Annotated in this window: 26 protein-coding genes and 1 pseudogene; 8 read left to right on the top strand and 19 right to left on the bottom strand. The window is 68.3% G+C overall.

All coding sequences use genetic code 11. The annotated features are described in order from the left end of the window. Positions 1–13: 13 nt before the first annotated feature. Positions 14–1,075: a YihY/virulence factor BrkB family protein gene (locus ACWEKS_RS15615; protein WP_452340703.1), complete on the top strand. Its 1,062-nt coding sequence runs from the start codon at positions 14–16 to the stop codon at positions 1,073–1,075. A gap of 7 nt (positions 1,076–1,082) precedes the next feature. On the opposite strand, the gene ACWEKS_RS15610 is transcribed toward ACWEKS_RS15615, so the two are convergent. Beyond that, positions 1,083–1,229 (bottom strand): hypothetical protein, encoded by a 147-nt coding sequence (locus tag ACWEKS_RS15610; protein WP_452340702.1) that lies wholly within the window; start codon positions 1,227–1,229, stop codon positions 1,083–1,085. A gap of 34 nt (positions 1,230–1,263) precedes the next feature. Further along, positions 1,264–1,555: pseudogene (locus ACWEKS_RS15605) on the bottom strand (glycosyltransferase); the annotation flags it as partial. A 57-nt stretch (positions 1,556–1,612) separates the two neighbouring features. Between ACWEKS_RS15605 and ACWEKS_RS15600 the strand changes: the two are divergent. After that, positions 1,613–2,044 carry a type II toxin-antitoxin system Rv0910 family toxin gene (locus ACWEKS_RS15600; protein WP_452340701.1) on the top strand — a complete coding sequence of 144 codons (432 nt, stop codon included), beginning with the start codon at positions 1,613–1,615 and terminating at the stop codon, positions 2,042–2,044. 40 nt (positions 2,045–2,084) lie between these two features. On the opposite strand, the gene ACWEKS_RS15595 is transcribed toward ACWEKS_RS15600, so the two are convergent. Then, positions 2,085–3,479, bottom strand: coding sequence for an FAD-dependent oxidoreductase (locus tag ACWEKS_RS15595; RefSeq protein WP_452340700.1), 1,395 nt, complete (start codon positions 3,477–3,479; stop codon positions 2,085–2,087). 143 nt (positions 3,480–3,622) lie between these two features. Then, positions 3,623–4,234 carry a TetR/AcrR family transcriptional regulator gene (locus tag ACWEKS_RS15590; RefSeq protein WP_452340699.1) on the bottom strand — a complete coding sequence of 204 codons (612 nt, stop codon included), beginning with the start codon at positions 4,232–4,234 and terminating at the stop codon, positions 3,623–3,625. Between the two features lie 109 nt (positions 4,235–4,343). On the opposite strand from ACWEKS_RS15590, the gene ACWEKS_RS15585 reads away from it, so the two are divergent. Beyond that, entirely contained in the window at positions 4,344–6,047 is a 1,704-nt protein-coding gene (locus tag ACWEKS_RS15585; RefSeq protein WP_452340698.1) for an FAD-dependent monooxygenase, read from the top strand. A gap of 132 nt (positions 6,048–6,179) precedes the next feature. Here ACWEKS_RS15585 and ACWEKS_RS15580 read toward each other — a convergent pair whose 3' ends face one another. From ACWEKS_RS15580 to ACWEKS_RS15560, 5 genes are all read right to left on the bottom strand, one after another. Next, positions 6,180–8,390, bottom strand: coding sequence for an MMPL family transporter (locus ACWEKS_RS15580; protein ID WP_452340697.1), 2,211 nt, complete (start codon positions 8,388–8,390; stop codon positions 6,180–6,182). A gap of 404 nt (positions 8,391–8,794) precedes the next feature. Then, a complete protein-coding gene (locus tag ACWEKS_RS15575; RefSeq protein ID WP_452340696.1) occupies positions 8,795–9,151 on the bottom strand; it encodes a DoxX family protein in 357 nt (118 codons plus the stop codon). Next, a complete protein-coding gene (locus ACWEKS_RS15570; protein ID WP_452340695.1) occupies positions 9,148–11,064 on the bottom strand; it encodes an acyl-CoA synthetase in 1,917 nt (638 codons plus the stop codon). Before ACWEKS_RS15570 ends, ACWEKS_RS15575 begins: the two co-directional genes overlap by 4 nt. Further along, positions 11,061–11,999 (bottom strand): fumarylacetoacetate hydrolase family protein, encoded by a 939-nt coding sequence (locus ACWEKS_RS15565; protein ID WP_452340694.1) that lies wholly within the window; start codon positions 11,997–11,999, stop codon positions 11,061–11,063. Before ACWEKS_RS15565 ends, ACWEKS_RS15570 begins: the two co-directional genes overlap by 4 nt. Beyond that, the gene (locus tag ACWEKS_RS15560) at positions 11,996–13,129 is read right to left on the bottom strand and encodes a VOC family protein (RefSeq protein ID WP_452340693.1); all 1,134 of its coding nucleotides are present in this window, start codon (positions 13,127–13,129) and stop codon (positions 11,996–11,998) included. Before ACWEKS_RS15560 ends, ACWEKS_RS15565 begins: the two co-directional genes overlap by 4 nt. Before the next feature lie 137 nt (positions 13,130–13,266). Between ACWEKS_RS15560 and ACWEKS_RS15555 the strand changes: the two genes are divergently transcribed. Continuing rightward, positions 13,267–13,926, top strand: coding sequence for a TetR/AcrR family transcriptional regulator (locus ACWEKS_RS15555; protein ID WP_452340692.1), 660 nt, complete (start codon positions 13,267–13,269; stop codon positions 13,924–13,926). A 63-nt stretch (positions 13,927–13,989) separates the two neighbouring features. Here the strand turns inward: ACWEKS_RS15555 and ACWEKS_RS15550 are convergent, their stop codons facing one another. Next, complete coding sequence (locus ACWEKS_RS15550; RefSeq protein ID WP_452340691.1) at positions 13,990–14,229, bottom strand: hypothetical protein; 240 nt, start codon at positions 14,227–14,229, stop codon at positions 13,990–13,992. 184 nt (positions 14,230–14,413) lie between these two features. Further along, complete coding sequence (locus ACWEKS_RS15545; protein WP_354837011.1) at positions 14,414–14,647, bottom strand: DUF3039 domain-containing protein; 234 nt, start codon at positions 14,645–14,647, stop codon at positions 14,414–14,416. A 78-nt stretch (positions 14,648–14,725) separates the two neighbouring features. Here ACWEKS_RS15545 and ACWEKS_RS15540 point away from each other — a divergent pair, with 78 nt between their 5' ends. After that, entirely contained in the window at positions 14,726–15,166 is a 441-nt protein-coding gene (locus ACWEKS_RS15540) for a DUF3099 domain-containing protein (RefSeq protein ID WP_452340690.1), read from the top strand. Here ACWEKS_RS15540 and ACWEKS_RS15535 read toward each other — a convergent pair. Further along, positions 15,163–16,461 carry an MFS transporter gene (locus tag ACWEKS_RS15535; RefSeq protein WP_452340734.1) on the bottom strand — a complete coding sequence of 433 codons (1,299 nt, stop codon included), beginning with the start codon at positions 16,459–16,461 and terminating at the stop codon, positions 15,163–15,165. The genes ACWEKS_RS15540 and ACWEKS_RS15535 overlap by 4 nt on opposite strands. A gap of 199 nt (positions 16,462–16,660) precedes the next feature. On the opposite strand from ACWEKS_RS15535, the gene ACWEKS_RS15530 reads away from it, so the two are divergent. Together ACWEKS_RS15530 and ACWEKS_RS15525 are read left to right on the top strand one after the other, a co-directional pair. After that, on the top strand, positions 16,661–17,587 hold the full coding sequence (locus ACWEKS_RS15530; RefSeq protein ID WP_452340733.1) for a GlxA family transcriptional regulator: 927 nt from the start codon (positions 16,661–16,663) through the stop codon (positions 17,585–17,587). Next, positions 17,584–18,327, top strand: a complete 744-nt coding sequence (locus ACWEKS_RS15525; protein WP_452340689.1) for a VOC family protein — start codon at positions 17,584–17,586, stop codon at positions 18,325–18,327. Before ACWEKS_RS15530 ends, ACWEKS_RS15525 begins: the two co-directional genes overlap by 4 nt. Positions 18,328–18,411: 84 nt before the next feature. On the opposite strand, the gene ACWEKS_RS15520 is transcribed toward ACWEKS_RS15525, so the two are convergent. The 7 genes from ACWEKS_RS15520 to ACWEKS_RS15490 all read right to left on the bottom strand — a co-directional run bounded on the left by ACWEKS_RS15520 (position 18,412) and on the right by ACWEKS_RS15490 (position 23,089). Beyond that, positions 18,412–18,987, bottom strand: a complete 576-nt coding sequence (locus ACWEKS_RS15520; RefSeq protein WP_379389935.1) for a F0F1 ATP synthase subunit B family protein — start codon at positions 18,985–18,987, stop codon at positions 18,412–18,414. Then, positions 18,984–19,490, bottom strand: a complete 507-nt coding sequence (locus ACWEKS_RS15515) for a F0F1 ATP synthase subunit B (protein WP_354837020.1) — start codon at positions 19,488–19,490, stop codon at positions 18,984–18,986. Before ACWEKS_RS15515 ends, ACWEKS_RS15520 begins: the two co-directional genes overlap by 4 nt. Positions 19,491–19,498: 8 nt before the next feature. Then, on the bottom strand, positions 19,499–19,756 hold the full coding sequence (locus ACWEKS_RS15510) for a F0F1 ATP synthase subunit C (RefSeq protein WP_040810042.1): 258 nt from the start codon (positions 19,754–19,756) through the stop codon (positions 19,499–19,501). Between the two features lie 49 nt (positions 19,757–19,805). Then, entirely contained in the window at positions 19,806–20,600 is a 795-nt protein-coding gene (atpB, locus tag ACWEKS_RS15505) for a F0F1 ATP synthase subunit A (protein WP_452340688.1), read from the bottom strand. Continuing rightward, positions 20,597–20,866, bottom strand: coding sequence for a hypothetical protein (locus ACWEKS_RS15500; protein ID WP_364618754.1), 270 nt, complete (start codon positions 20,864–20,866; stop codon positions 20,597–20,599). Before ACWEKS_RS15500 ends, atpB begins: the two co-directional genes overlap by 4 nt. A 274-nt stretch (positions 20,867–21,140) precedes the next feature. Then, positions 21,141–22,754 (bottom strand): solute symporter family protein, encoded by a 1,614-nt coding sequence (locus tag ACWEKS_RS15495; protein WP_452340687.1) that lies wholly within the window; start codon positions 22,752–22,754, stop codon positions 21,141–21,143. Beyond that, on the bottom strand, positions 22,751–23,089 hold the full coding sequence (locus tag ACWEKS_RS15490) for a DUF485 domain-containing protein (RefSeq protein ID WP_452340686.1): 339 nt from the start codon (positions 23,087–23,089) through the stop codon (positions 22,751–22,753). The genes ACWEKS_RS15495 and ACWEKS_RS15490 overlap by 4 nt, the downstream gene beginning before the upstream one ends. Before the next feature lie 213 nt (positions 23,090–23,302). Here ACWEKS_RS15490 and ACWEKS_RS15485 point away from each other — a divergent pair, with 213 nt between their 5' ends. Continuing rightward, positions 23,303–24,820, top strand: a complete 1,518-nt coding sequence (locus tag ACWEKS_RS15485) for a DUF7782 domain-containing protein (RefSeq protein ID WP_452340685.1) — start codon at positions 23,303–23,305, stop codon at positions 24,818–24,820. Positions 24,821–25,060: the final 240 nt, after the last annotated feature.

Here is a 25,060-nt window from a genome sequence, read left to right as displayed (position 1 = left end):
TGCTTAGGCCACGATGAACGCGCACGACGAATCTCCGCAACACGCCGACGCGTCGGCGCCGACGGCGTCCGTTGTGCTCGCCGCCACCCGCTGGGGCCGCATCCGGCAACTCGTCGTCCACGTCGCGGCGAAGGCGTGGAACGACGCGATTTTCGCCAAATCCGCGGCGGCCGCCTTCTGGCAGACGCTCTCGCTGGCCCCGCTGCTGCTGGGACTGCTCGGCAGCCTCGGCTATGTCGGGCACTGGTTCGGCCCGAACACGCTGAACATCGTGCAGTCCAAGATCGTCAGCTTCGCGCGGAAGGCGTTCAGCCCCAGCGTGGTCGACAGTCTGGTGCAGCCGACCGTCAACGACGTGCTGCAGCGTGGCCACGGCGGGGTGGTGTCCGTCGGGTTCGTGCTGTCGCTGTGGGCCGGCTCCTCGGCCATGGCCACCTTCGTCGACGCCATCACCGCAGCACACGGCCAGGCCACCGCACGCCATCCGGTCTGGCAGCGAATCTTCGCGCTGCTGCTCTACGTCGGCTTCCTCGTGATCGCGGTGCTCATCCTGCCGCTGATCGCCCTGGGGCCCACCCTCATCGGACGGATCCTCCCGCACACCTGGCGCGAGCCGGGCCTGCGGCTCATCGAAGCCTTCTACTACCCGGGCACCGGCCTGCTGCTGATCGTCGGCCTCACCTTCCTCTACAAGACCGCCCTGCACCGCACCCTCCCCTGGCATCGGCTCTTCGGCGGCGCGCTGGTCGCCGGCGTGTTCTTCATGGCTGCCAGCGAGGGCCTTCGCCGCTACCTGGCGTGGGTGACCCGGACCGGCATCTCCTACGGCGCGCTGGCGACCCCCATCGCCTTCCTGCTGTTCACGTTCTTCCTGGGTTTCGCCATCATCCTCGGCGCCGAATTCAATGCCAGCGTCGAGGAATTCTGGCCCGCCCGCGCCACCCGGCTGGCGCAGTTCCGCCACTGGTGGAACGCCCGCAAACGGTCCCGGCCCGCGGACCCGGCGCCCACCGCACCGAAACCGGAGGACCCGCCGCCCGCGCCCGAGTCGCGGTCATTGCGCTCCAGCCCGTAGGCCTACATCACCGTGTGCCGAGATGCGCCTCGATCGCTTCGACCGCTGCGCCCGCACCGTCTTCCCCGGCGATGCGGGCCGCCGGCCGAGCGGCATTCTCACGGTAGGAGTTGTCACCGGTCAGTGCCCGCAGGGCGCTGACCAAGCCGTCCACCGACAGCTTCTGGAGTGGGATGGTCGCCGGACTGACTACCGAATCCGACGAATACCGGGGGCGGTCCGGCCTCGAGGAACTCCACCAGCTCGGCGGGCGGCTCCCAGTTCGATGGGTCGCGGCGGCCACCAATAGCCGGTGACCTCGAGACCCGGCCGCCAGTCCCCCGGACGTGGCGAAAAGGCCGGTGAATATCCGTGCAGCACAGGCCATTCCGACGCGGTGCGGCGGCGGCGCAATTCCCTGGCGGACACCTTCGGCAGGCCCAGGTCGCGCCGGAAGCCCGCGACGGGTTCACGATAGACGGTGTCGAACAACCACGCCCCGAACTCGGCCGAGCGCCACCGTTAGAGCTACATCATGTAACAGATACCATCTGCTTCGTGGCTAAGCTGAAGGTCTCCGTAGACGTCCCGATCCCGCCCGAGCGGGCCTGGTCGCACGCCTCCGACCTGCCCGAACTCGACAAGTGGCTCACCCTCCACGAGGGTTGGCGCGGCCCTGTCCCCGACGCGCTCACCCCCGGCACCCGCCTCATCGGCGTAGCCACCGTCAAAGGCTTCCGCAATCGCGTCACCTGGATCGTCGAAACCGCCGAACCCCCGAACCGCCTGGTCCTCAACGGTTCCGGCATCGGCGGCACCAAATTCGGCCTCGAACTCCGCGTCTCCCCCAGCCCCACCGGCTCCAAGGTCACCGCCGACTTCGCCCTCGGCGGCGCGCCCCTCTTCGGTCCCATCGGCTCGGCCGTCGCCCGCGCCCTCCGCGGCGACGTCGAACGCTCCCTCGACCGCTTCGTCCAGCTCTACGGCTGACCCCGCGCAAAAGGGCGCTGTTTCGATGTGGGAGGTCGGATCACTTCGTGCGATTCCGCTCGATGGCGTCGCGGCGGACCGCCGTGACGGCTTTGCGGGCGGCGACCTGGACGGGGTCCCACACCGGGGAGAAGGGTGGGGCGTAGCCGAGGTCGAGGGCGACGATCTGGTCGACGGTGAGGCGGGCGGTGAGAGCCACGGCGGCGATGTCGATGCGCTTGCCCGCCCCTTCGCGGCCGACGATCTGGACACCGAGCAGGCGGCCGGTGCGGCGTTCGGCGAGCATTTTCACCGTCATGGGTGCGGTGCCGGGGAAATAGCCGGAGCGGCTGGTGGATTCGATGGTGACGGTGACGAATTGCAGTCCGACCGCGCGGGCGTCGCGTTCCCGCAGGCCGGTGCGGGCGACCTCCAGGTCGCACACCTTGCTGACCGCGGTGCCCACCACGCCGGGGAAGATGGCGTAGTCGCCGCCGACGCCGGAACCGATGATCTGGCCGTGCTTGTTGGCGTGCGTACCGAGGGGGATGTGGCGCTCGGAGCCGGAGACGAGGTCGAGCACCTCGACGCAATCGCCTCCGGCCCAGATGTTCTCGTGTCCGCGCACCCGCATGGCGAGATCGGTCAGCAGACCACCGGACTCCCCCAGCGGGAGACCGGCCGCACGGGCGAGGTCGGTGGCGGGGCGGACGCCGATACCGAGAACCACCACATCGGCGGGGTATTCGGCATCAGCCGTGGCGACGCCGGTGACCCGGCCCTGCGCATCGGTGTGGACGGCCGTCAGCTCCGCGTTGTCGATGACCTGAATCCCCATGCCCTGCATGGCCTTCCGGATCAGCACACCCATATCCGGATCGAGGGTGGACATCGGCTCGGCGCTGCGATTGAGCATGGTGACCTGGAATCCCCGCCGGAGTAGCGCCTCCGCCATCTCCACACCGATGTACCCCGCACCGACCACCACCGCCCGCCGGCCCGCGATCGACTCGAGGGTGGCGATGAGGGCTTGTCCATCGTCGAGCGTCTGCACCCCGTGCACACCGGCCGCGTCGATGCCGGGCAGCGCGGGCCGGATCGGCGTCGCACCGGTGGCGATCACGAGTTTGTCGTAGCCGGTCCAGCTCTCCCGACCGGTGTCGGGCTCGCGAGACCGCACCCGCCGCCCGGCGACATCGATCTCCACGACCTCGGTTCCCAGCCGCAGATCGATGTCCCGCGCCCGATGTTCGGCGGGCGTTCGCGCGATGAGATCGTCCGGCCCACCGACGTCCCCGCCCACCCAGTACGGGATCCCGCACGCCGAGTACGAGGTGAAGTGGCCCCGCTCGAAAACGACGATCTCGAGCTCCCCCACGCCCTTCAACCTGCGCGCCTGTGACGCCGCCGCCATACCCGCAGCATCCCCGCCGATGATCACCACGCGTTCGCCCATGCCTCACACGTTACGAGCGTTATGGCACTGCCGGCCGGTGCCCCGGCATCATGCACAGCCAACTGACAGTCTCATCGCATTTGAATGAGTAGATCAGGAGATGAGGTGGCATGCCAGCCGCCACAGGCCGTCGAGGGAGCCGATCAGACTTCGAAGGCGGTGGCCGGCAACGGACTTGCGGCGATCCGGCGTGCCTCGTCGTGCGAAACCCCCAGGGCGCACAGGATGAGTTCGGCGGCCCCCGCGGCCGCGTCGCGCCACGACTGGTGGCCCTCCAGCACCATCCACATGGCGCTGACCACGGTGCCCATCAGCATGGAGGCGACACTCAGCTCCATTCCGGGTGCGACGACATAACGGCCGGAGGCGATTCCGGCGGCCACGTCCCGCATCGGGGGGCCGGTCAGCATCTCGCGCAAGGACTCGTCGGTCAGCGCGAACCGGACGACGAAGCGGCCCGCCGCGGGGTTCTCGTGCGCCATCCGCACGATCATGCGGGTACCGGTGGACAGCCGCAGCGGCGGGTCGAGGTCACCGTGAGCATCCATCGCCCGCGCGTTGGCACTGTGCAGTTCGAAGGCGAGCTGGGCGCGGACCTGCTCGAAGAGCTGCTCGATGGACTCGACATTGCGGTAGAGCGTGCCCCGGGCGACACCCGCTTCGGTCGCCAGCTCGCTCATGGTGAGGTCCACGCTGCCGCGCTCGGCGAACAGCCGCATTGCCGCCGCGTTGATCCGCCGCTGAGTCGCACTCATCACCCCTCCTTCGCCAACTCGACAGTACAGAACCGTCCCAGGCGGGCCAAACCCCAAACTCTTGAGACGCTCTTGACTCAAATTGAACACTATTGTTCAATCTACAGCTATGACCGAAACCACATCGGTGCTCGTGGTCGGCGCGGGGCCGGTAGGCCTGACACTGGCCCTGGAGCTCGACTTTCACGGCGTGGAAACCCTTCTGGTAGAGCGCAATTCGACCACCACGCGGCATCCGAAAATGGACATCACCAACAGCCGCAGCATGGAGTTGTACCGGCGGCTCGGCATTGCCGACGACCTGCGCAAGGTGGCGACGCCGCCCGATCACCGGACCACCGTGGTCTGGGCCAGCAATGCGGTCGGATGGGAACTGGCGAAGTTCGAGTACCCGAGCGTCGAGGAGTCCTTCGAGGCGATCGGCCGACGCGTCGACGGCGCTCTCCCACTGGAACCGGCCATGCGCGTGTCCCAGATCATCCTCGAGCCCGCGCTTCGGGACCAGCTGCAGGCGAGGTCCCGGCACGTCGAGGTGCAATATGGTTGGGCGCTGGACAGTTTCACCGAGGACACGGAGGGCGTCACAGCCCAGCTGGTGTCCGGGACCGGCGAACACCGCACCGTGCGCGCCCGCTATCTGGTGGGATGCGACGGCGGGGGCAGCCGGGTCCGGCGGCACCTCGGGATCGGTCTCGACGAGATCGATCTGCGCCGGCTGCTGGTGCGGGAGCTCGGAATTCCCTGGCTCGCAAGGACTTTCACGCGGACATTCCTGTCCAGCGGGCAGCGGCCCCCGGACGGCCGGTTCTACCTGGTGCACTTCACGACTCCCGATCGCGAGATCGCCGCTCGCTTCGGCACCGTGTGGCATCTGCAGTCACCCGAGGGCTGGACCGTCATCTCCCAGAACGACGGCGACACCTGGACCCTGCACGCTCCCCTGAGCATGAGCGCCGACGCCGACAGCATCGACCCGCGCGAATTCGTATTCCGCTGTCTCGGATACCGGTTCGAGATGACCGTGCTGGTCGCCAATGCCTGGACGCCCCGGCTCACCGTCGCCGAGTCCTACGGCCGCGGCCGGGTCTGGCTGGCCGGTGACGCCGCCCACCAGGTGACGCCCGCGGGCGGCTACGGCATGAACACCGGCGTCGGCGATGCGGTCGGGCTGGGCTGGGCGCTCGCGGCCCGGTTGCAGGGATGGGGCGGACCACGCCTGCTCGAGGCGTATGAGCGGGAACGCCGCCCCGTCGCCCTCCGTAACCGCGAGGCGTCCGCCCGGCACACCGTCGTCCGCGGCGCCATCATGGCCACCTCCCGCGCCACCATGCACAGCGAACGCTGGTTCGGCACGCGTACCCGCCGGCGGATCGGCCGCGAGATCAGCGATCTGGGCAATCTCGAAAACGAAGCGCTGGGAATCGAACTCGGCTACCGCTACGACCACTCCCCCATCGTGTGCCGAGACACCGAGGACCGGGCCCCGCGGCAGCGGATGGACGAATACCGGCCCGGCACCTGGCCCGGAGCGCGGCCGCCCAGCGTGCGGCTCGCCGACGGCACCGCCATCTTCGACCTGTTCGGCCGGGGCTTCACCCTGCTGTGCTTCGCGGATCACGATGTCGACGGCTTTCGGATCGCGGCCGCTGAACGAAAGGTGCCGCTCGACATCGTCGATATCCGCGACCCGCACGCCCGCGCCCTCTACGAACGCGACCTTGTACTCATTCGTCCCGACCAGCACGTGGCCTGGCGCGGCAACGCCGCGCCCGCCGGGCCACTGGCAGTCATCGACCGCGTACGCGGCGCTTGAAAGATCCCCGACAAACAACGGAGAAGATGACAGTGAACACCCCTGAAAACGCCAGTTGGAGAAGGGCTTTCATGGTCGGCGCGACGGCAGCTCGACCAAGGAGCACGTCACGATCGGTCAGCCGCGTCCCGATCAGTTGGTAACCACCCGCGGCGTTTCGGTTTCGGTGTCCGCCAAGCGGCGTTCGAGTTCGGCGCCTTCGATGTCGAAGTCGGGCACGTAGCGGGCGAACCACCGCGGGTGGTACCACATGCGATCGCCGATCAGGGCCATGACCGCGGGCACCAGGGTCAGCCGGACGATGAAGGCGTCCAGCAGCACACCGACCGCGAGCGTGAACGCCAACGGTTTGACGATCGGGTTGTCGACGGTGGCGAAGGCGACGAAGACGCCGAACATGATCAGCGCCGCGGCCGTGACGACGCGCGCCGAATGCGCGATCCCATTGCGCACCGCGGCGGTCGCGTCCGCGGTGCGGGTGTGCTCCTCCTTGATGCGGGACACCACGAAGATCTGGTAATCGCTCGACAGCCCGAAGATGATGGCCAGGGTGATGATCGGCAGGAAGCTCAGCGTCTCCGCGTTGGTGACATGCAAAAGGCTTGCGCCCCACCCCCATTGGAAGACCGCGACCTGCGCGCCGAGCGCCGCGAACACCGAGAGGATGAACCCGACGATCGAGGACAGCGGTACCAGGACGGTCCGGAAGGCGATGGTCAGCAGCACCAGCGCCAGACCCACGACGACAACGAGGAAGACCGGCAGCGCCTCACCCAAGCGGCGTGAGGTATCGATGTTCGCCGCGGTGGTGCCGCCCACCAGATACGTTGCCCCGGAGCCGCTCTCGATGGTCGCGCGGTCATCGCGCAGGCGGTTGACCAGATCGGCGGTCGCGCTGTCGTCGGGACCGGTCTTGGGCACGACCTGGATCAGGACCAGGTTGTCGCCCGTGCCCGCGGGCTGCACCACCGCGACGCCGGGCTCCTGCTGCAGCCGGCCCATCACGGTCTGCGCCGCGTCCGGGCCGGTGGCGTGCGAGAGGTCGGTCACCACCAGCAGCGCCCCGTTGAACCCGGGGCCGAACGACCGGCTCACCAGGTCATATGCCCTGCGGGCGGTGCTGGACTCCGATTGCGTTGCGCCACTGGGCAATCCGAGATCCATACGGGTGGCGGGCAGCGCGATCACCACCAGCACCGCAATACCCAGCATCAGCAATGGAATCCGGAAGCGGGTGACGAACCGTCCCCAGGCGTGGCCCGCGGTGCGCTCGGGCTCGTAGGCGGCGATGCGCGCGACCTCCTCCGGCTTTCCCGGGTGCAGCGGCGGCGAGATGAATTTGGCGACGGTGCCACCGGCGAGGCTGAGCAGCGCGGGCAGCAGGGTCAGCGCGACGAGCATGGCCACCAGGACCGCGCCGGCGGCGGTCAGGCCCATGACGGTGAGGAACGGGATGTTCGCGACCGCCAGCCCGCACAGCGCGATGATCACGGTCACCGCCGCGAACACCACCGAACTGCCCGCGGTCCCGACCGCCAGCGGAATCGACTCCGCCACAGCCATTCCCAGCACCACCTGGTGGCGATGCCGGGAGAGGACGAACAGCGCGTAGTCGATCCCGCAGGACAGACCCAGCATCAGTGCCAGCGAGGTCGCCGCCGACGGCACGTCGGTGTAGGCCGCGATGCCCAGGATGCCGGTGAGACCGATACCCACGCCGACGGCCGCCGTGATGATCGGCAGTCCCGCCGCCACCACCGCGCCGAAGGTGATCAGCAGAATGACGAAGGCCGCGATGACACCGAGCATTTCGGGCGTGTGCGGGACCTCCGCGGTGAAGCCCGGATAGACGGCACCGGAGAACTCGACCTGCAGACCGGTGTCGCGCGCCCGGTCGGCGACCCGGGTCACCTGGTCGAGGGTGGACTGCTCGACCTCGCCGGCCGAGACGGAGAACTGCACGCTGCCCAGGGCGACGTGTTGATCCGGTGAGACCGCTTTGGTCTGGAACGGGTCGACCACCGCGGCGACCTGCGGCAGCCCCTTCAACTCGGCCATCATCTGCTCGATCTCGCCGGTCACCGGTTGATCGGTCACCTTGGCCAGGTTCGATGTCGCGAACACGACCTGCATCTGCGCACCCGAGAAAGCGGGCATCCGCTGCTGCAGCAAGGAGACCGCGTCCTGCGATTCCGTGCCCGGAACCGTGAAATTGTCGTTGGTCTTTCCGCCCGTCGCGGCGGCGAATCCGATGGCGGCGGCCAGCAGCACGATCCATATCGCCAGCACCCACCAGCGGCGGCGGACGGCGACCTGGCCGAGTGCGTACAGATAGCGGGACATGCGGGTCCTCTCGTGGAGACACCATCCGACCAGCAATCACAGACCTATCGGTACGGTAACACGCCAGATGATGATTTCCTCATAAACGTCGCAATGGTCAGCAACCGGCTCGTCACCCTCACGCCGGTGCGCCCGGATGGAAAGAGGGCGATGCCGCGCACAATGACCGCACATCTCCGCAGGACTGGCCGGTGCCGTCCGGGCGGACCAGAGCCGCGACGGCGCGACCCTGCCGCACCCAACGATGCAGCTCGGTGCCCGGCTCCGCGACGGCGATGAACCCGCCGCGCTGCTCGAAAGCCGGCCCGTCTGCCGCCGGCGCAGGCGAAGGTGCGCGAGCAACGTGGCCGCGGTGATACCGGCCGGGCTCGCGCCGACGATCACCACCGGGATCGTCGCGGTGCTCACGGCGAAACCCCGGACAGCGCAGCCAGATAGCCGAGCGTGACCAGTCCGGTGACCACCGCGGGCGCGTACTCGGCCACGCCGTCGCCGTTGCGGACATGTGCGACCACGGCGCCGGTCATCAACAGTGCCAGGCCGATTCCCGCAGCGATCCCGATCGGCGGGCGGGCCAGACCGATCAGCAGCCCACCCGCGCCGGCGATTTCGAGCGCTCCGATGCCCCGGTAGGCGGCGGTGGAGTAGCCCAGACGCGCGGCACGTTCCCGCATCGGCGCGAGGGCGAGCGTCTTGGCCGCACCGAACGACAGGAACGCCACGGTGAGCATCGCGGCCAGCATGGTCGACAGGATCTTCATCGGTGCACCTCGACCTTCCAGGTGATCGCGTAGCAACCGAGAATCGCCTCGACGGCCCCTTCGACGGCCTCGGGGCCGAGCTCGACGACGGTCACGATCGCGCCGTCCTCGACCTGCGCGGTGACACCGAGTACGGCCTCGACTCCGGCCAGCGCATCCAGTACCTCGCGACGAGTGGCGTCGGCGCGCAGGCCGAGCTTGTACGGCTTGCCGACGTCGGTCACCGGCAGGACATCCAGCACCGTCACCGTTTTCGGCGTGGCGGCGCGTTCGGGCACCCGCTCCCCCGCCCAGGCGGCGAGCTCCGCCTCGCTCACCTCCGCGCCGGGCGCCAGGGTCACATAGGCCACGGGTACCTCCCCGGCGTGGACGTCCGGGCGGCCGACCGCGCCCACCGAGGTCACCTGCGGGTGGGACAGGAGCGCGTCCTCGATGACCGCCGGATCGAGATTGTGCCCGCCGCGAATGATGAGATCCTTTGTGCGACCGTGCAGATGAACGAATCCGTCGGCATCGACATGCGCGAGATCGCCGGTGCTCAGCCACCCGTCGACCACCGCACCGAGCCCGTCCAGCAGGTGCCCGTGCTCGCTGCGGCCGGTCACGTAACCGGCGAAGACCGTGGGCCCGCCGATCACCAAAATGCCGGTCTCACCGGCGGGGAGTTCGGTCCAGACGCCGTCCTCGGACGTGCGAACGACCTTGACCTGCTGGTAGGGCATGCGCTGCCCGACCGAGCCGGGACGCGGCAGATCCGGGAAACTGCGGGCGGTCGCGCACGTCGCCTCGGTGAGGCCATAACCCTCGACCAGCGTGACCCCGGTGTGCGCCTGGAAGTTCTCGCGCACGGCGGCCGGCAGCGGGGACGCGCCGACCATCGCGTAGCGCAGGCTCGAGATGTCCGCGCCGATCGGGCACTGCGCCAGCACCGCGTACACCGTCGGCACCGCGCTCATGGCCGCGATCCGATAGTGCGCCACGATATTCCAGAACTCGCCGTAGAGAGCGAAGTCCCGGTATCCGAGCGGCCCGGCCCAGACCACCGACTGACCGCGGAACAAGGGCGCGAGCAGCGTCACGACGAGCGCGTTGACATGGAACAGCGGCAGCGCGGCGAAGACCACCGCATCCTCGTCGAGCAGGGAGTTGGCCGCGATCATCCACGCATTGGCGACCTCACCGGACTGTCGGTGCGCGGCCAGCTTCGGCACACCGGTGGTGCCGCCGGTGTGGAACAAGGCCGCCAGATGCGTTGCGGCGGGCGGCTCGCCGGCGAAAGCGGCCCAATCATGTTCGGCTGCAAGGGTATCGAGATAGCCGATGCGCACACCGTCGATGACAGGCAGCGGCACGGTCTCCGTTGCGGCAGCGGTCGGCCGGAGCATCAGCACCGCATCCAGCAGACCCTGGGACGCGAGTTCGGATGCCGACTCCCAGATGTCCGCGGCGAGTTCGGGGCCGGCGGCGATCAGTACCCGAGCGCCGGAGCGGTGCAGGAGCTCCGCGATGTGCGCCCGCGACAGGCCGCCATTGATCGGCGCGGCGATGCCCGCCAGCTGTGCGCCCAGGGTGGCGGGAATCGACTCGGCGCAGTTGGGCGCGATCAGGGCGACCGCGTCGCCGCGGCGCACGCCGAGTGCGTGCAGCAGATTGGCACAGCGGTGCACATCGGCGAGCAACTGGGAGTAGGTGCGCTGCACCGGTTCCCGCCAAGTCGAGGCATCGGGCAGCACGGTGACCGCCGTACGGTCCGGCCACCGCCGCGCGGCGCGCACCAGCAGTGCGTAGGTCGACTCGGGCAGCCCGCGCTCGGCCAGGGGCACCGATTCGATGACGCTCAGGTCCTCCGGACCGCTGTAGCGCGGCCACAGCAGGGCTTCGGCGTCGGACTCGAGGGTCGGGTTACCGGTCACCGCGCGTACCTCACGACCGTGCGCTGGCGGCCCAGGTCGAGGACACCATCATCGGTGCCGATGGTCGCCTCGACCACATCGCCGTCCTGGAGGTACTTCGGATTCTTGGCCTGGCCCTCGAAGAACAGCTTCCACTTCATCTTGGGCGGCAGCAGCGACGCGATGATCTCGACCGGCTTCGGTGGAGCGCTCAGCGCGGTGCCGATCGGAGTTCCGGTCAGCAGCAGGTCTCCGGCGTCCATGCGCTGGAACCGGCTCAAGGCCCGCAGCGTCTCGACCGGCCGGTAGATCATGTCGGCGACCGTCATGTCCTGGCGTACTCGGCCGTTCACCCACAGCCGGAGGCGTAGATCGGTGAACCGCTTCGGCTCGTCGGCGTCCAGCAGCACCAGTGCGGGGCCGACGGGCGTGAAGGTCGGATACGACTTCGCCTCGTAGAACTGGGTTTTCGGCAGCTGCACGTCCCGGGCCGACACGTCGTTCGTCACGACCAGACCCGCGATGTAGTCGCCGAGGGAGTCATCGTCGATCTCGGCGCCGACCGGCATCTCGCGGCCGAACACCAGGCCGATCTCCACCTCGTAGTCCAGCAGCTTCACATGCGCGGGCCGGATCACGTCGTCGTAGGGACCGCTGATCGATCCGGAGCTCTTGCGGAAGAAGGTCAGCGGCACGGTCTCGGGGTTCAGCCCCGAGTCCTTCACGTGGGATGCGAAGTTCGTCATCTGCGCGACGACTCGGCACGGTGCGGTCACCGGAGAGATCAGCGAAAGACTTTCGACCGGAACAAGATCCGGGCTCGCGGCGGCCGCGGCGATCGCCGCCCGATCCGCCAGCAGTTCGCGCGTCGTGGTCGCGGCGGTATCGATGCGCGCCGCACCGGCGGGTGTCCGGACCCACCAGGCGTCCGCGGTACGGAGAACGGAAATGCTCATGAGTTGGCTACTTTCAGCAGGCCGCGCAGGCGGCGGAGATCGAATTCGTTGTCCTCGCGCAGTGCGTCGAGGATCGAGCGCACTTCTCTGAGCGATTCCCGCCCAGGGGAGAGACCCAGGAAATCCTTGGTGGCGGGCGGCCCCCACTGCGCCAGCCCCGACGCGCTCATCGGCGCCCAGCCCGGTTCGAGGGTGCAGTCGAACATGTCGCCGTCACTGAAATGCTCGACCATGAAACCGTCGGGATCCCGCCAGTAGTCGAAGATCTGGCTGCCCTGAATGTGGCGTCCGATTCCCCACGACCGCTGATAACCGTGGTCGAGGAGGTACTCGCCGCCGGCGGCGAGCGCATCCAGATCGGCGACCTGATAGGCGGAGTGCACATACCGGTTCGACGGCCCGAGGGTGAGCGCCAGTGTGTGATGGTCGGCCGGAGTCGCGCCGCGGTCGCAGCGAATGAAGCTCATCACCGGCCCGCGTTCCCGCTGTCCCTGGTAGAAGAGGAAGTCGCTGACGATCAGGCCCAGATAGCGCAGGTACCAGTCGAGAGTCTCCCGGTACCTGGTGGTCTGCACGACGACATGGCCGAGGCGCTGCACCTGCGCCGGAACCCGGGGCGGCCGCTGGGTGGCATTGACACGCAGTACCTCGTGCCCGCTGTTGAACACCTGCGTCCGCTGCGCGGGCAGCCCGGGCAGTTCGTGGTTTTCGGAGACGACTCGGACCCGCAGCCCGCTCGGATCCGCCAGATCGAGACCCAGTCCGCCGAGTGACTCCGGCAGCGGCTGCGGCCGCCGACCGGTTTCCTCGCCCAGGCGCAGCAGATCGCCGGTCTCGGCGGCCCGGAAAGCCGGGCCGACGAACCGGGAGCGATCACCGCGCCGCACCAGCACACAGGGCGACCCGGCGTCGGTTCCGCGCAGGTGCAATTCCTCGGATGTCCGCGCGGCGGTGGTGAAACCGAAAGCGCGAGAAAAGATCTCGGCGCGCTCCAGGTCGGGCTTCTCGAATTCCAGCCAGGCCAGATCGAGCACCTTCACCACCGGATTGCGGGCGCGGCCGGGGTGCTCACCCCGCACTGCGCCCTGCGCACTGTGCAGGCCGTTGTGCACGTCGTGATGTCCGCTCATCGACCGCTCCCTTCATATTCTGACGATATCGTCACTCACGAACCAAAAGTCAGTCAAGACCTTCTGAGAATTTCGTCAGAACTGACCCGGGGCGCTATGCTGGGCGGCCTACGGTGTCAGGGAAGAGGTGGACAGCGATGGTCACGCAATCCGGGCAACCCAATCGCCTGGAGCGCCGGAAGGCGCGTACCCGCGCGGCGCTCGTCAAGGCGGCGCAATCGTTCCTCGCGGCGGGCAAGCTCAGCGTGCCGATCTTGGAGATCACCCAGGCCGCCGACGTCGGGATGGGGTCGTTCTACAACCACTTCCAAACCCGCGAAGAACTGTTCGAGGCCGCCGTCGAGGAAGCGCTCGACCTGTACGGCGTCGTGCTCGACACCCTCTGCGACAACGTCGACGACCCGGCGCAGGTCTTCGCCCAGAGCTTCCGGCTCACCGGGCGCCTGCACCGCCGCAACCCGATGCTCAGCAAGGTCCTGATCAACAATGGCCTGCAGCTGGCGCGCTCCGAGCAGGGCCTCGCCCCCCGCGCCCGCCGCGATATCGAGGCCGGTGTCCGCGCCGGACGATTCGACGTCCGCGATACCGAGCTGGCGATGACCATCGTCACCGGCGCCGCCATCTGCCTCGGCCAGCTCCTGCACGAGCAGCCCGAACGCGACGACGCCGAGGCGACCGATCAGGTCACCGAAGACCTGCTGCGCATGTTCGGACTCTCCGCAGACGACGCGCACGAGATCTGCGGGCGTCCCCTGCCGTCGCTCGACGCACTGCCGCACACCGACACCGCAGCCTGAACACGTCCGTCGGAATCGCGCGCCGCGCACGCGACGGTCTGGCTTCATGTGCAGCCCGGGGGCTCACTGCGGCTTGCGAACCAGGGGCACTCGCCGGCGCCGACGACGGCCCTCCACCGGTTTCGGCCGGCGCCGAGGGCGGCCGTAGCGCAGCAACTCCATCAACAAATCCTCGGCCGCGCGATACCGCGGTATATCGACCCAGAGCCGCCATACGACCTCCGGATCACCGCGCTCCAGCACGGTCGTGCGCACAGGCAGGACGTAGGCTGCGATCCCCGCGTCGATCAGCGCGAACAGCACTCGGTACACCTGCGACTCGGCCAAGTCGGCGAGGACTGCCCAGGACTGTGAGTTCAGCCCATTGGCCAATCCGCGGGCGGGAACCCAGTGCGGAGTGCTGCGCGAGCCTGACCACGGATCGGGAACCTCACGTGCCGTGGTCATCGCGCCCAGCCGTTCACGGGATGCCTGTCGACCAGACCGGTCAGTCCCGCTTCATCATTTCATAGATTCGCTTGCAGTCCGGGCAGACCGGGGAACCCGGCTTGGCGGAACGGGTGACCGGGAAGACCTCGCCGCAGAGGGCGACCACGTGGGTGCCCATGACCGCGGACTCGGCGATCTTCTCCTTCTTGACGTAATGGAAGACCTTGGGAGTGTCGTTGTCGGTCGACTCGTCGGTGGTCTCGTCCGGACGGACCAGGGTGTCTGCGCTCACCGTTCAATCATGCCAGGTCGGCCTGTCGCAGGGCGGGCGGCGTGTGCATCCGACGCGCGGTAGTGGAAGACTCGGGGTATGCAGCGTGACGGCGAATCCCAGGCCGACGGCATGAGCGGTGAGGATCGCCCGGACGTCGAGTTCCATCCCGCCGGTTCCATCCCGAAACCACTGCGCCAGTCGCAGGGCTACTTCCCGGGCGAGGAGAAGCAGCATCCGGCGCTGATCACCGAGGCCGCGACCTCGCTCGAGCAGCAGCATCGCGACCGGGTGCGGCGGTACATCACCATCATGTCGTTGCGCATCCCGTGCCTGATCGGCGCGGCCGTCGCCTACAGCGTGTGGCACAGCTGGTGGCTCTCGCTGCTGATCATCGGCGTCTCCGTCCCGCTGCCGTGGATCGCGGTCCTCATCGCCAACGACCGCCCGCCCCGCACCAAGGACGAGCCCAGCCGCTGGGACGGACGACGCGATCAGACAGCGCTGGAATCACGGCCGCACCGGGCAATCGACGGTTAGCGCGGACGTATCCCCGCTGACAGCAGGGCCGCCAGCCCGCACAACCCGCCCGCGATGAACCAGGCCAAGGTGTAGCTGCCCTGCACGTCGCGGATGACGCCCGCGCCGAAAGCGGCCAGGGCGGCGCCGATCTGGTGGGAGGCGAAGACCCAGCCGAAGGCGACGGGTCCGTCCGCGCCGAAGTGGGCGCGGCACAGGGCGACCGTGGGCGGGACGGTGGCGATCCAGTCGAGGCCGTAGAAGATGATGAAGGCCCACATGCTGGGGTGTACGTCGGGTCCGAAGAGGATCGGCAGGAACAGCAGTGAGATGCCGCGCAGCGAGTAGTAGGCGACCAGCAGGTAGCGGGAGTCCACGCGGTCGGTGAGCCAGCCCGAGGCGATGGTGCCGGCGACATCGAAGATGCCCACCGTCGCCAGCAATCCGGCCGCGGTGGTGGCGGGCATGCCGTGATCGTGGGCGGCGCTCACGAAGTGGGTGCCGATCAGGCCGTTGGTGGATGCCCCGCAGATGGCGAAACCGCCTGCCAGCAGCCAGAACACGGGCTTGCGGACGATGGTCGCCAGCACCGTCACCGCGCGGGCCGCGCCACCCGGCGCCGAGGTGCGCACTCCGACCCCGCTGTCCGGCTCGGCGCCGTAGGCCCGCACCCCGGCGTCGCTGGGGAAGTCGCGGATGAACAGCAGCACCAGCGGCACCACCGCCAGCGCCGTCGCCGACACCACGAGAGACGGTGTGCGCCAACCGTGATCGCGGGCCAGGCTCGCGATCAGCGGCAGGAAGACCAGCTGCCCGGTCGCGCCCGCGGCGGTGAGCACGCCGGTCACCAGGCCGCGATGCTTCACGAACCAGCGCCCGGTGATGGTGGCCACGAACGGCATGGACATCGAGCCCACGCCGACGCCCACCAGCAGGCCCCAGGTCGCCATGAGCTGCCACGGCCGGGTCATGAACACCGTCAGTCCGCTGCCCGCCGCGATCAGCACCAGCGCGCACGCCACCACCCGGCGAATACCGAAGCGATCCATGAGCGCCGCCGCGAACGGCGAGATCAGGCCGTACAGCAGCACATTCACCGACACCGCCGCGCCGATGGTGCCGTGCGACCAGCCGAACTCCTCGTGCAGCGGGTCCATGAGCACACCGGGCACCGAGCGGAAGCCGGCCGCGCCCAGCAGCGCGATGAAGCCCACCACCGCCACGATCCACGCCGGATGCGGCCCCGGCCGCCTGGTCGCGGGTGCGTCGGGCAGCGGTGTGCCGCTCGTGGCCGAGCCGTCCGCGCCGGCGTGCAACGGGGCTGTGCCACCCGATGATTCCCGGCCGAGATCGTCCTTCAGTTCGCTCACTCGAACGAGGGTGACCGAAAAGCCCTTCCGCCACGAGTGGCCAGAATGACACAATGCGTCAAGATCCAGCCATCACGAGAGGAGCATCGTGCCGACACCCCATCTGGTCGCCGTCCTCGTCCTGGAACCGACCGTCGGCTTCGACATGTCGATCCCGCCCGTGGTGCTCGGCGCCGCCGTCGACGAGGACGGCAACCCGCTCTACGAGGTGCACACCTGCGGCGTCGACACCGGCGGTGTGGTCGCCACCGGTGGATACACCGTCATCCCGGAATTCGGCCCCGAGCTGCTGGCCCGGGCCGACACCGTGATCGTGCCCGGCACCCGCATCACCCAGCCGCGGCAGGAGGGCACGCTGCCGCCCCGGGTGGCCGCGGCGCTGGCCACCATCCGGCCGGACGCCCGCATCGTCTCCATCTGCACCGGCGCGTTCGTGCTCGGCGCGGCGGGCCTGCTGGACGGCCGCCGCGCCACCACCCACTGGCAGTTCGCCGACCGGTTCCGCGCGCTCTACCCGAAGGTTCTCCTCGACGAGAACCTGCTGTTCGTGCAGGACGGAAACGTCTGGTCCTCAGCGGGATTGGCGGCCGGCATCGACCTGTGCCTGGATCTGATCCGCACCGATCACGGCAGCGCCGCCGCCAATGGCGCGGCCCGCTACTGCGTGGTGCCGCCCTGGCGTGACGGCGGGCAGTCGCAGTTCATCGAGCGACAGGTCCCGGAGTCGGGCAGCGAGGGCACCGCGCCCACCCGCCGCTGGGCACTGGACCGCCTGGACCGGGAGCTGGACCTGAACTCCCTTGCCGCGCATGCTCATATGAGCGTGCGCACCTTCACCCGCCGGTTCAAGGCCGAAACCGGCATGGCGCCGGGGGCGTGGATCCTGCAGCAACGGGTCCGGCGCGCCCGGCACCTGCTGGAGACCACCGACCTGACCGTCGACGAGGTGGCGCGCAGCGCGGGCATGGGCACCTCCGCCTCGCTGCGCCACCACATGCGCCTGGAGCTGGGCGTGCCGCCGCTGACCTACCGCAAGACCTTCCGCAAGCGCGAAACCCTGGAGACAGCATGACGATTCGCTGGATGTGGGCCTTCCTGGACTGTCCCGCAGCACAATTCGACGACAGCGCCCGGTTCTGGACCACGATCACCGGCACCGAGCTCTCGGCGCCACGGGGCGAACGCGACGAATTCGTCACGCTGCTACCGGATTCCGGGGCCGCGACGGTCAAGATGCAGGCGATCGAGGGCCCCGCGCGCGTGCATCTGGACCTCGATGTCGACGATGTCGGCGCGGCCACCGAGCGCGCCCAGCAGCTGGGCGCCACCCTCGCCGCGGACTACATCCTCACTTCGCGCATCGGCTACGCCGTCCTGCACTCCCCCGCCGGAATGCCCTTCTGCTTCACACCTTTCCGCGATTCCGCGGGCCCGCTCACCCCGACCGTGACCGGACCCGCCGGCGACCGCAGCCGGCTCGACCAGATCTGCCTCGACATCGGCGCGAGCGACTACGAGACCGAGGCCCGCTTCTGGACCGACCTGACCGAATGGTCCTGGCGCCCCAGCACCCTGCCGGAATTCGCCCGCCTCTCCGCGCGTCCCGGCCTTCCGATCGACCTGCTGCTGCAACGCCTCGGCGATGACCGACCCACGTCGGCGCACCCGGATATCGCCTGCACCGACATCGAGGCCACGGCGACCTGGCACGAGCGGCTGGGCGCACACCGCGCCGAACTCGGCAAGCACTGGATCGTCATGACGGACCCCGCCGGCCAGCCCTACTGCCTGACCGGCCGCCGGCCGGCCTGAGGCGCGGGATCGTCGAAGCCCCCGCGTGCTTCGAGGCTCCTCGGAGCCGGGAAGCACGCAGGGGCTTCGACGTAGCCGGTCCTGCTACTTGCGCTCGGTCTGCGGCTGGCGGCGTGCCGCTTCGCCGGAGTTGGCCAGCGCCTCGAGATCCTCGAGGAACTTCTCGATGCTGTCGGCCCGTGCCTGGGGCGAACCGATCTGCTCGCGCACCTTCTCCTCGGTGAGAGCGAGCATGGCGGCGGCCAGATCCTGCTCCAGGTCACGGATCATCTGCCTGCGGTACTGCAGGATCTGATCGCGGCCCTGCTTGCGCACCCGCTCCACCTCGGCCGCAGCGGCCTCGCGCATCTGCAGGATGATGCGGTCGGCGTCGGCCCGGGCCTCTTCGCGCATGCGGTCGAGTTCGGCCTGTGCCTCGGCGACGGCATTGTCGTAGGCAGCCTTGGCGGTGGCCAGTCGCTGCGCCGCCGCCTCGCTCTCCTCGAGTTGCCGCCGGATCTGGTCCTGAGCGTTGTTCATGATCCTCTTCACGGGTGGCACAACGTATTTCACGAAGAACCACACGATGACAGCGAAGCCGAACAGCTGGCTGAAGAAGACGGGCCAATCGAAGGTGATGTTGTAAATACCCTCGGCGAGATGGGTATCGGTGAGGATCATGCAGACCCCCGTCCTCTCTGCTGGCCCGCGCTGGTCCGGGCACGATCGTTCCCGCCCAGGACCCGGCCGGCCAGGTCCTGAGCGAGTGGTTCGACGGCTTCGCGTAGTTCGGCGGCGACCTGGTCGGCCTCGGCGCGGAGGTGCGCCGTGGACTCGGCCACGATCTGGTCGGCCTCTTTCTGTGCCTCGCCGCGCATTTCCTCGAGGATCGCGCGCCCTTGGGCCCGGGCCTGGTTGCGGATGTCGGCCGCTTCCGTACGGGCTTTCTCGAGCGCGGACTCGTAGCGCGCCTCGGCTTCGGCGAAGGTTTCGCTGGCTTCTTTGGCGGTCGCCGTCGTGACCTCGACGCGTGCCTCCCGCTCCGCCAGCACCTTTCGTATCGGCGGAACCACGAAGAACCAGATGACTCCGAGCACGATCAGGAAGATCAATAACTCAGCGAAGAAGGTGCCGTTGGGAACCAGGAAGTTCCCGGCGGCCTCCACATCCGTTCTGGGAGACATGATGACGTCTACTTACCGGGAGTAGCGAATACGAACAATGCCATGAACGCTAGATTGATGAAGTATGCCGCTTCGACCAGACCCACGGTCAGGAAGAAGTTCACGCGCAGGCGGCCCTCCGCCTCCGGCTGCCGGGTGACGCCGTTGATCAGAGCGGCACCGGCCAGACCGTCACCGATACCCGCGCCGATGGCACCGCCCGCCAGAATGATGCCGCCGCCGATGAGAGCGCCCTGGACGATACTCGCGGTTGCTGGGTCTGCCATTTTTCACTTCCTTTGACAAAGGGTTATAGCGCTGAACAGCTGAAGCCGCTCAGTGGTTTTCACTCTCCAGCGACATCGACTGGCTGAAGTAGAGGATGGTCAGCAGGGCGAAGATGAATGCCTGAATGGCTCCGACGAACAGGTCGAAGACCTTCCAGATGGCATTCGGTCCCCAGCTGATCCAGAAGGGGAACAACGTGATCACCGAAACCATGACGCCGCCCGCGAACATGTTGCCGAAAAGTCGCAACGAGAGCGACAGCGGTTTGGCGATTTCCTCAACCACATTGATGAAAACCATGGGGCCCCAGCCGGTGTGGCCCTTCAGCAACTGTTTCACGTGCCCGCCCGGGCCGCGCCGCCACGCGCCCGCGGCGTGATAGAGCAGGAACACGAACAACGCGAGCGACAGCGTGAAATTGAAATCGGACGCCGGCGGCGCGATCAATTCCCCCGAACCGTACTGAACGGGCAAGACGGACAACCAGTTCGAGAGCAGGATGAAGGTGAACAGCGTGACCGCCAGCGGCAGCACGAACGGCGCGACCCTCATGCCGATGGCCGTCTCCACCTGGCTGCGCATCTGGACCGTGACGGTCTCGAAGAACAGCTGCACCCCGTTGGGCACCCCGGAGGTGATCTTCACCCGCAGGTAGAAGGCCAGGGCCAGTACGATCAGCGCGGCCACCCCCGTGGACACGATGGTGTCCACATTGAAGGTCATGCCCAGCAGATGCGCCTGGGCGTGGTCGCCGACATGGATCTTGGACTCCCCCGAGGAATCCTCGGCGGCCAGCAGCGCCGGCGCCGACGAATGGGCGAGGGAAGCGACGGGAATGCTCATGACTGCTGTCGAAGCCCTTTCACCTCGGGCAGAGCGGTATGGAGTACCAGAATCAGCTGAAAGGCCGCCAGCCCGAAGAAGATTCCGACGCCGTAGGGCCGGGTCAGGAATGCCACCACAATCGACAAAGCGGTCAGAATGAGCAGCCGCGACGCCGAGGACAGCGCCAATTTCTGTTTGCTGGGTGTTTCCGCATCCGTGATACGGACGATGGACATCCAGGTAAGCCGGGCGTTCACCCAGCCGAGCGTCAGCCCGGTGGCCATGAAAACACCCAGCAACAATCGATCGAACGCCCCTGTGACCATCAATGCCAGTACGCCGAAAGCGATTGCAATAGCACTCGCTCTACGCATCCGTAGCCTGTTGAGGTCCAATACGACACCGCCTCGCCGTCATCCCACCTCGTAGTGGGGCCGTGCATGATCAATAGCATACACAGCCCAACCTCGTTGCGGGGCAGTATTTTTGATCTTCAAATTGTTGATCTTGAAATTCTGAAACGCTATTCAGCGAACTTTCCGCCACTTTATTCGGACATCAGTGTTGCACAGCCTTTTCCGCTCCGGTGCCGGTCAGCGACCGCACCTGCATCTCGGCGTACTTGGCGTCGTCACGTTCCCTCGACAGCACGGTCCCCAGCCAGCCCAGAGCGAACGAAACCGGGATGGACACCAACCCCGGGTTGGCGAGCGGGAACCAGTGGAAGTCATGGGATTTGATCATCGCGGTGGGCGCTCCGGAGACCGCTGGCGAGAACACGATCAACACGATCGTGACGGCCAGTCCGCCATAGATGCTCCACAGTGCGCCGGCGGTGTTGAAGCGCCGCCAGCACAACGAATACAGAATGGTCGGTAGGTTTGCCGAGGCCGCCACTGCGAAGGCCAGCGCCACCAGGAACGCCACATTCTGATTCTTTGCCAGAATGCCGCCCACGATGGCCAGCGCCCCGATCACCACCGCGGTGATCCGCGCGACCCGCACCTCGCCGTCCCGGCTGTCGCCGCTCCCGCGCTTGATGACGTTGGCGTACACGTCATGGGCGAAGGACGCCGACGCCGTGATGGTCAGGCCCGCGACCACCGCCAGAATCGTCGCGAACGCCACGGCCGCAACGAATCCCAGCAGCACCGGCCCACCCAGTTCCAGGGCCAGCAGCGGCGCGGCCGCGTTCTCCTTGCCCGGCGCCTTGGCGATCTTCTCCGGCCCCACCAGCGCGCCCGCGCCGTACCCGAGCACCAGCGTGAACAGATAGAAGACCCCGATCAGGCCGATCGCCCACACCACCGACCGGCGCGCCTCCTTGGCCGTCGGCACCGTGTAGAACCGCATCAGCACGTGCGGCAGCCCGGCCGTCCCCAGCACCAGAGCCAGTGCCAGGGAAAGGAAGTCGAGCTTGCTGGTGCCGTTCTTGCCGTACTTGAAGCCCGGCTCGAGCAGCTTCGCACCGGTCTTGCCGCCATGGTTCACCGCATCGTGCAGCAGGCTCGAGAAGTTGAAGTCGTAGCGCCCCAGCACCCACACCGTCATGGCCGCGGCCGCGCCGATCAGCAGCACCGCCTTGACGATCTGCACCCAGGTGGTGCCCTTCATGCCGCCGACGAGCACGTAGACGATCATGATCGCGCCGACGACGGCGATCACCAGATTCTGTCCCGCCGAGCCCGATACGCCCAGCAGCAGCGAGATCAGCACGCCCGCTCCGGCCATCTGCGCGAGCAGATAGAACAGGCTCACCGCCAGCGTGGAGGTGGCCGCCGCCGCCCGCACCGGCCGCTGCCGCATCCGGAAGGCCAGCACATCACCGAGGGTGAATTTGCCGGTATTGCGAAGTAACTCGGCGACCAGCAGCAGCGCCAGCAGCCAGGCCACCAGGAACCCGATGGAATAGAGGAAGCCGTCGTAGCCGTACACCGCGATGGCCCCGGCGATGCCCAGGAAGCTGGCGGCCGACAGATAGTCGCCGGAGATGGCGATGCCGTTCTGCGGCCCGGAGAAGGCGCGCCCGGCGGCGTAATAGTCTGCGGCCGTGCGGTTGTCGCGGCTGGCCCACACCACGATGCCCAGCGTGATGACCACGAAGATCGCGAAGATGGTGATGTTGAGCCCGGGCCGGCTGCCCTCCACGGCCGCTGCCAGATCCACGGTCATCGGGTCGGTCCTTCCAGTTCGGCGCGGATCTGCTCGGCCATCGGGTCGAGGGTGCGGTCGGCGTAACGCACGTAGAGACCGGTGATGACGAAGGTGGAAAGGAACTGCAGCAGGCCGAAGATCAGCCCGACGGTGATGTTCCCGCCCACCTTGTGCGACATGAAGTCGTGCGCGTAGTCGGCGAGCAGCACGTACAGCGCGTACCAGGACAGGAACAGAGCGGTCATGGGGAAAACGAAGCGCCGGAAGCGATGCCGCAGGCGCTGGAACTCGGGGCTGTCGTAGACCTCGGTCCATTCGAGATCCGGACGGCCGGTCTTGGATTCAGTTGTCAACTGCGATACCTCCTGGTGATCCCGGTCACAGTAGCAACGAAGGTGGTCGCGAGCGGGTCGAATAACCGCAGGTGAGATCGCAAATTCATCGATAAGTGAGCCGAAATTAATGGCGTCCGGCGGCCAGCTACCAACCGGTTTCCCCGCGATCCGATGGGGCGAACCGGGCCCGCCGCCGGATGCCCATCGGTAGCGGTGGCAGAGTTCGATGTCATGCCGACGGATCAGACGACCACCTCGTCCCTGCTCGCCGACCTCGCGCCCGACCTACGCGCGGCGCTGACCCGCGTCCGCTACGACGCGGACACCCTGCTCGAGGCGCTGGGCGACGCCGCCCACGCCGCCCTCGGCCGCGGCGAACCGGTCCCCGTCCGCCGCGCCGCCGCCGATCTCGGCGAGCTCGGTACCCTGGTGCGCCTGCTGCTGCTCGGCGATCCGGTCCCCGAACGTGAAGCGGCGGCGGCCCTTTCGCCGGTGAGCATCGACCGCGCCACCGCGGCGGGGCTGCTGGAGCGCGACGGCGACGAGGTCCGCGCCGCCCTGGATCTGCGTCCCCTCGATCTCGGCGAGGGCACCCGCTGGGTGCTATCCGACCTCGACGACTCCATGCGCCGCCGCAGTCTCGACGCCGACCACGTGCTCGGCGTCGGCCATGCCTCGCTGTCGCTGCTGCGCGCCACCCCGACCCGCCCGGTCGGCACCGTCCTGGATCTGGGCACCGGCTGCGGCGTGCAGGCCGTGCACGCCGCCGCCTACGGCCGCACCGTCACCGGCACCGACGTGAACAAGCGCGCCCTCTGGCTGGCCGGGGCCACCGCCGCGCTCAACGACCTCGATATCGAACTGCTGGAAGGCTCCTGGTTCGAACCGGTGGCCGGCCGCCGCTTCGACCAGGTGGTGGCCAATCCCCCGTTCGTGGTGGGCCCGGCCCGCGTCGAGCACACCTACCGCGACTCCGGCCTCGCCCTCGACGGCGCGAGCGAACTTGTCATCTCCGGCATTCCGGACCTGCTGAACCCGGGCGGCACCGCGGCACTGCTCGCCTCCTGGGTGCACCTCGACGGCCAGGACTGGCGCAGCCGCGTCGCGAGCTGGCTGCCCGACCACGGTATCGACGCCTGGATCGTGCAGCGCGACATCGCCGATCCGGCCCTCTATGTCGGTACCTGGCTGCGCGACGCCGGGTTGGATCCGCGCGAGGGCGCCGCCCAGGCCCGCGCCGAACGCTGGCTCGACGCCTTCCGTGAGGCCGACGTCGAGGGCATCGGCTTCGGTTTCGTCTACCTGCGCGCCACCGAGGGCCCGACCGAACTGCTCGCCGAGGATCTGACCCACAGCTTCGACGACCCGCTCGGCCCCGAGGCCATCGCCTACTTCGAGCGCTCGGCCTGGCTGCGCGCCGCGGCCGCCGATCCCGACCTCATCCTCGACTCGCGCTACCAGGTCGATCCGGCCACCGCGCTCGAACGCGTCTATCTCCCCGGCGACGCGGGCTGGACGCAGGCGGTGGCGCGGCTGCACCGCGGCGACGGCCCGCGCTGGCAGCACGAGGTCGACGACACCACCGCCGCGCTGCTGTCCGGGATGCGCCCCGACGGCCTCCCCCTGCGCGAACTCCTCGAACTGCTGGCCTTCAGCGAAACCGGCGACGCCGCGACCCCCGACTTCGAGAGCGCGGCGATGACCGTGGTGGCCGGACTGGTCCGGCACGGTCTCGTCCACCCGCGCTGAGCGAGGGCTCTCCCCCGCCGACGGCCGCCGGGCCTGCCCCGGCGGCCGTCGGTATTTCCGCTGGAAACCGCCGCTGACGGGCGGTGAGGTCCGTCACGATCACATGTCGCCCAGATACCGATCCGGGCGGCCGCGGGAATGCGCCCGAGCCGCGATTCGTTCAACCACGTGCTCGAATCACGACGTCCGGGCAAGGCCCGTACACACGTATTCGCTTGTCGCGTCAGGAAGTTCGGGCGC

The sequence above is a fragment of the Nocardia sp. NPDC004711 genome, assembly GCF_053601595.1.
This window is presented reverse-complemented; position numbering and strand designations above follow the sequence as displayed.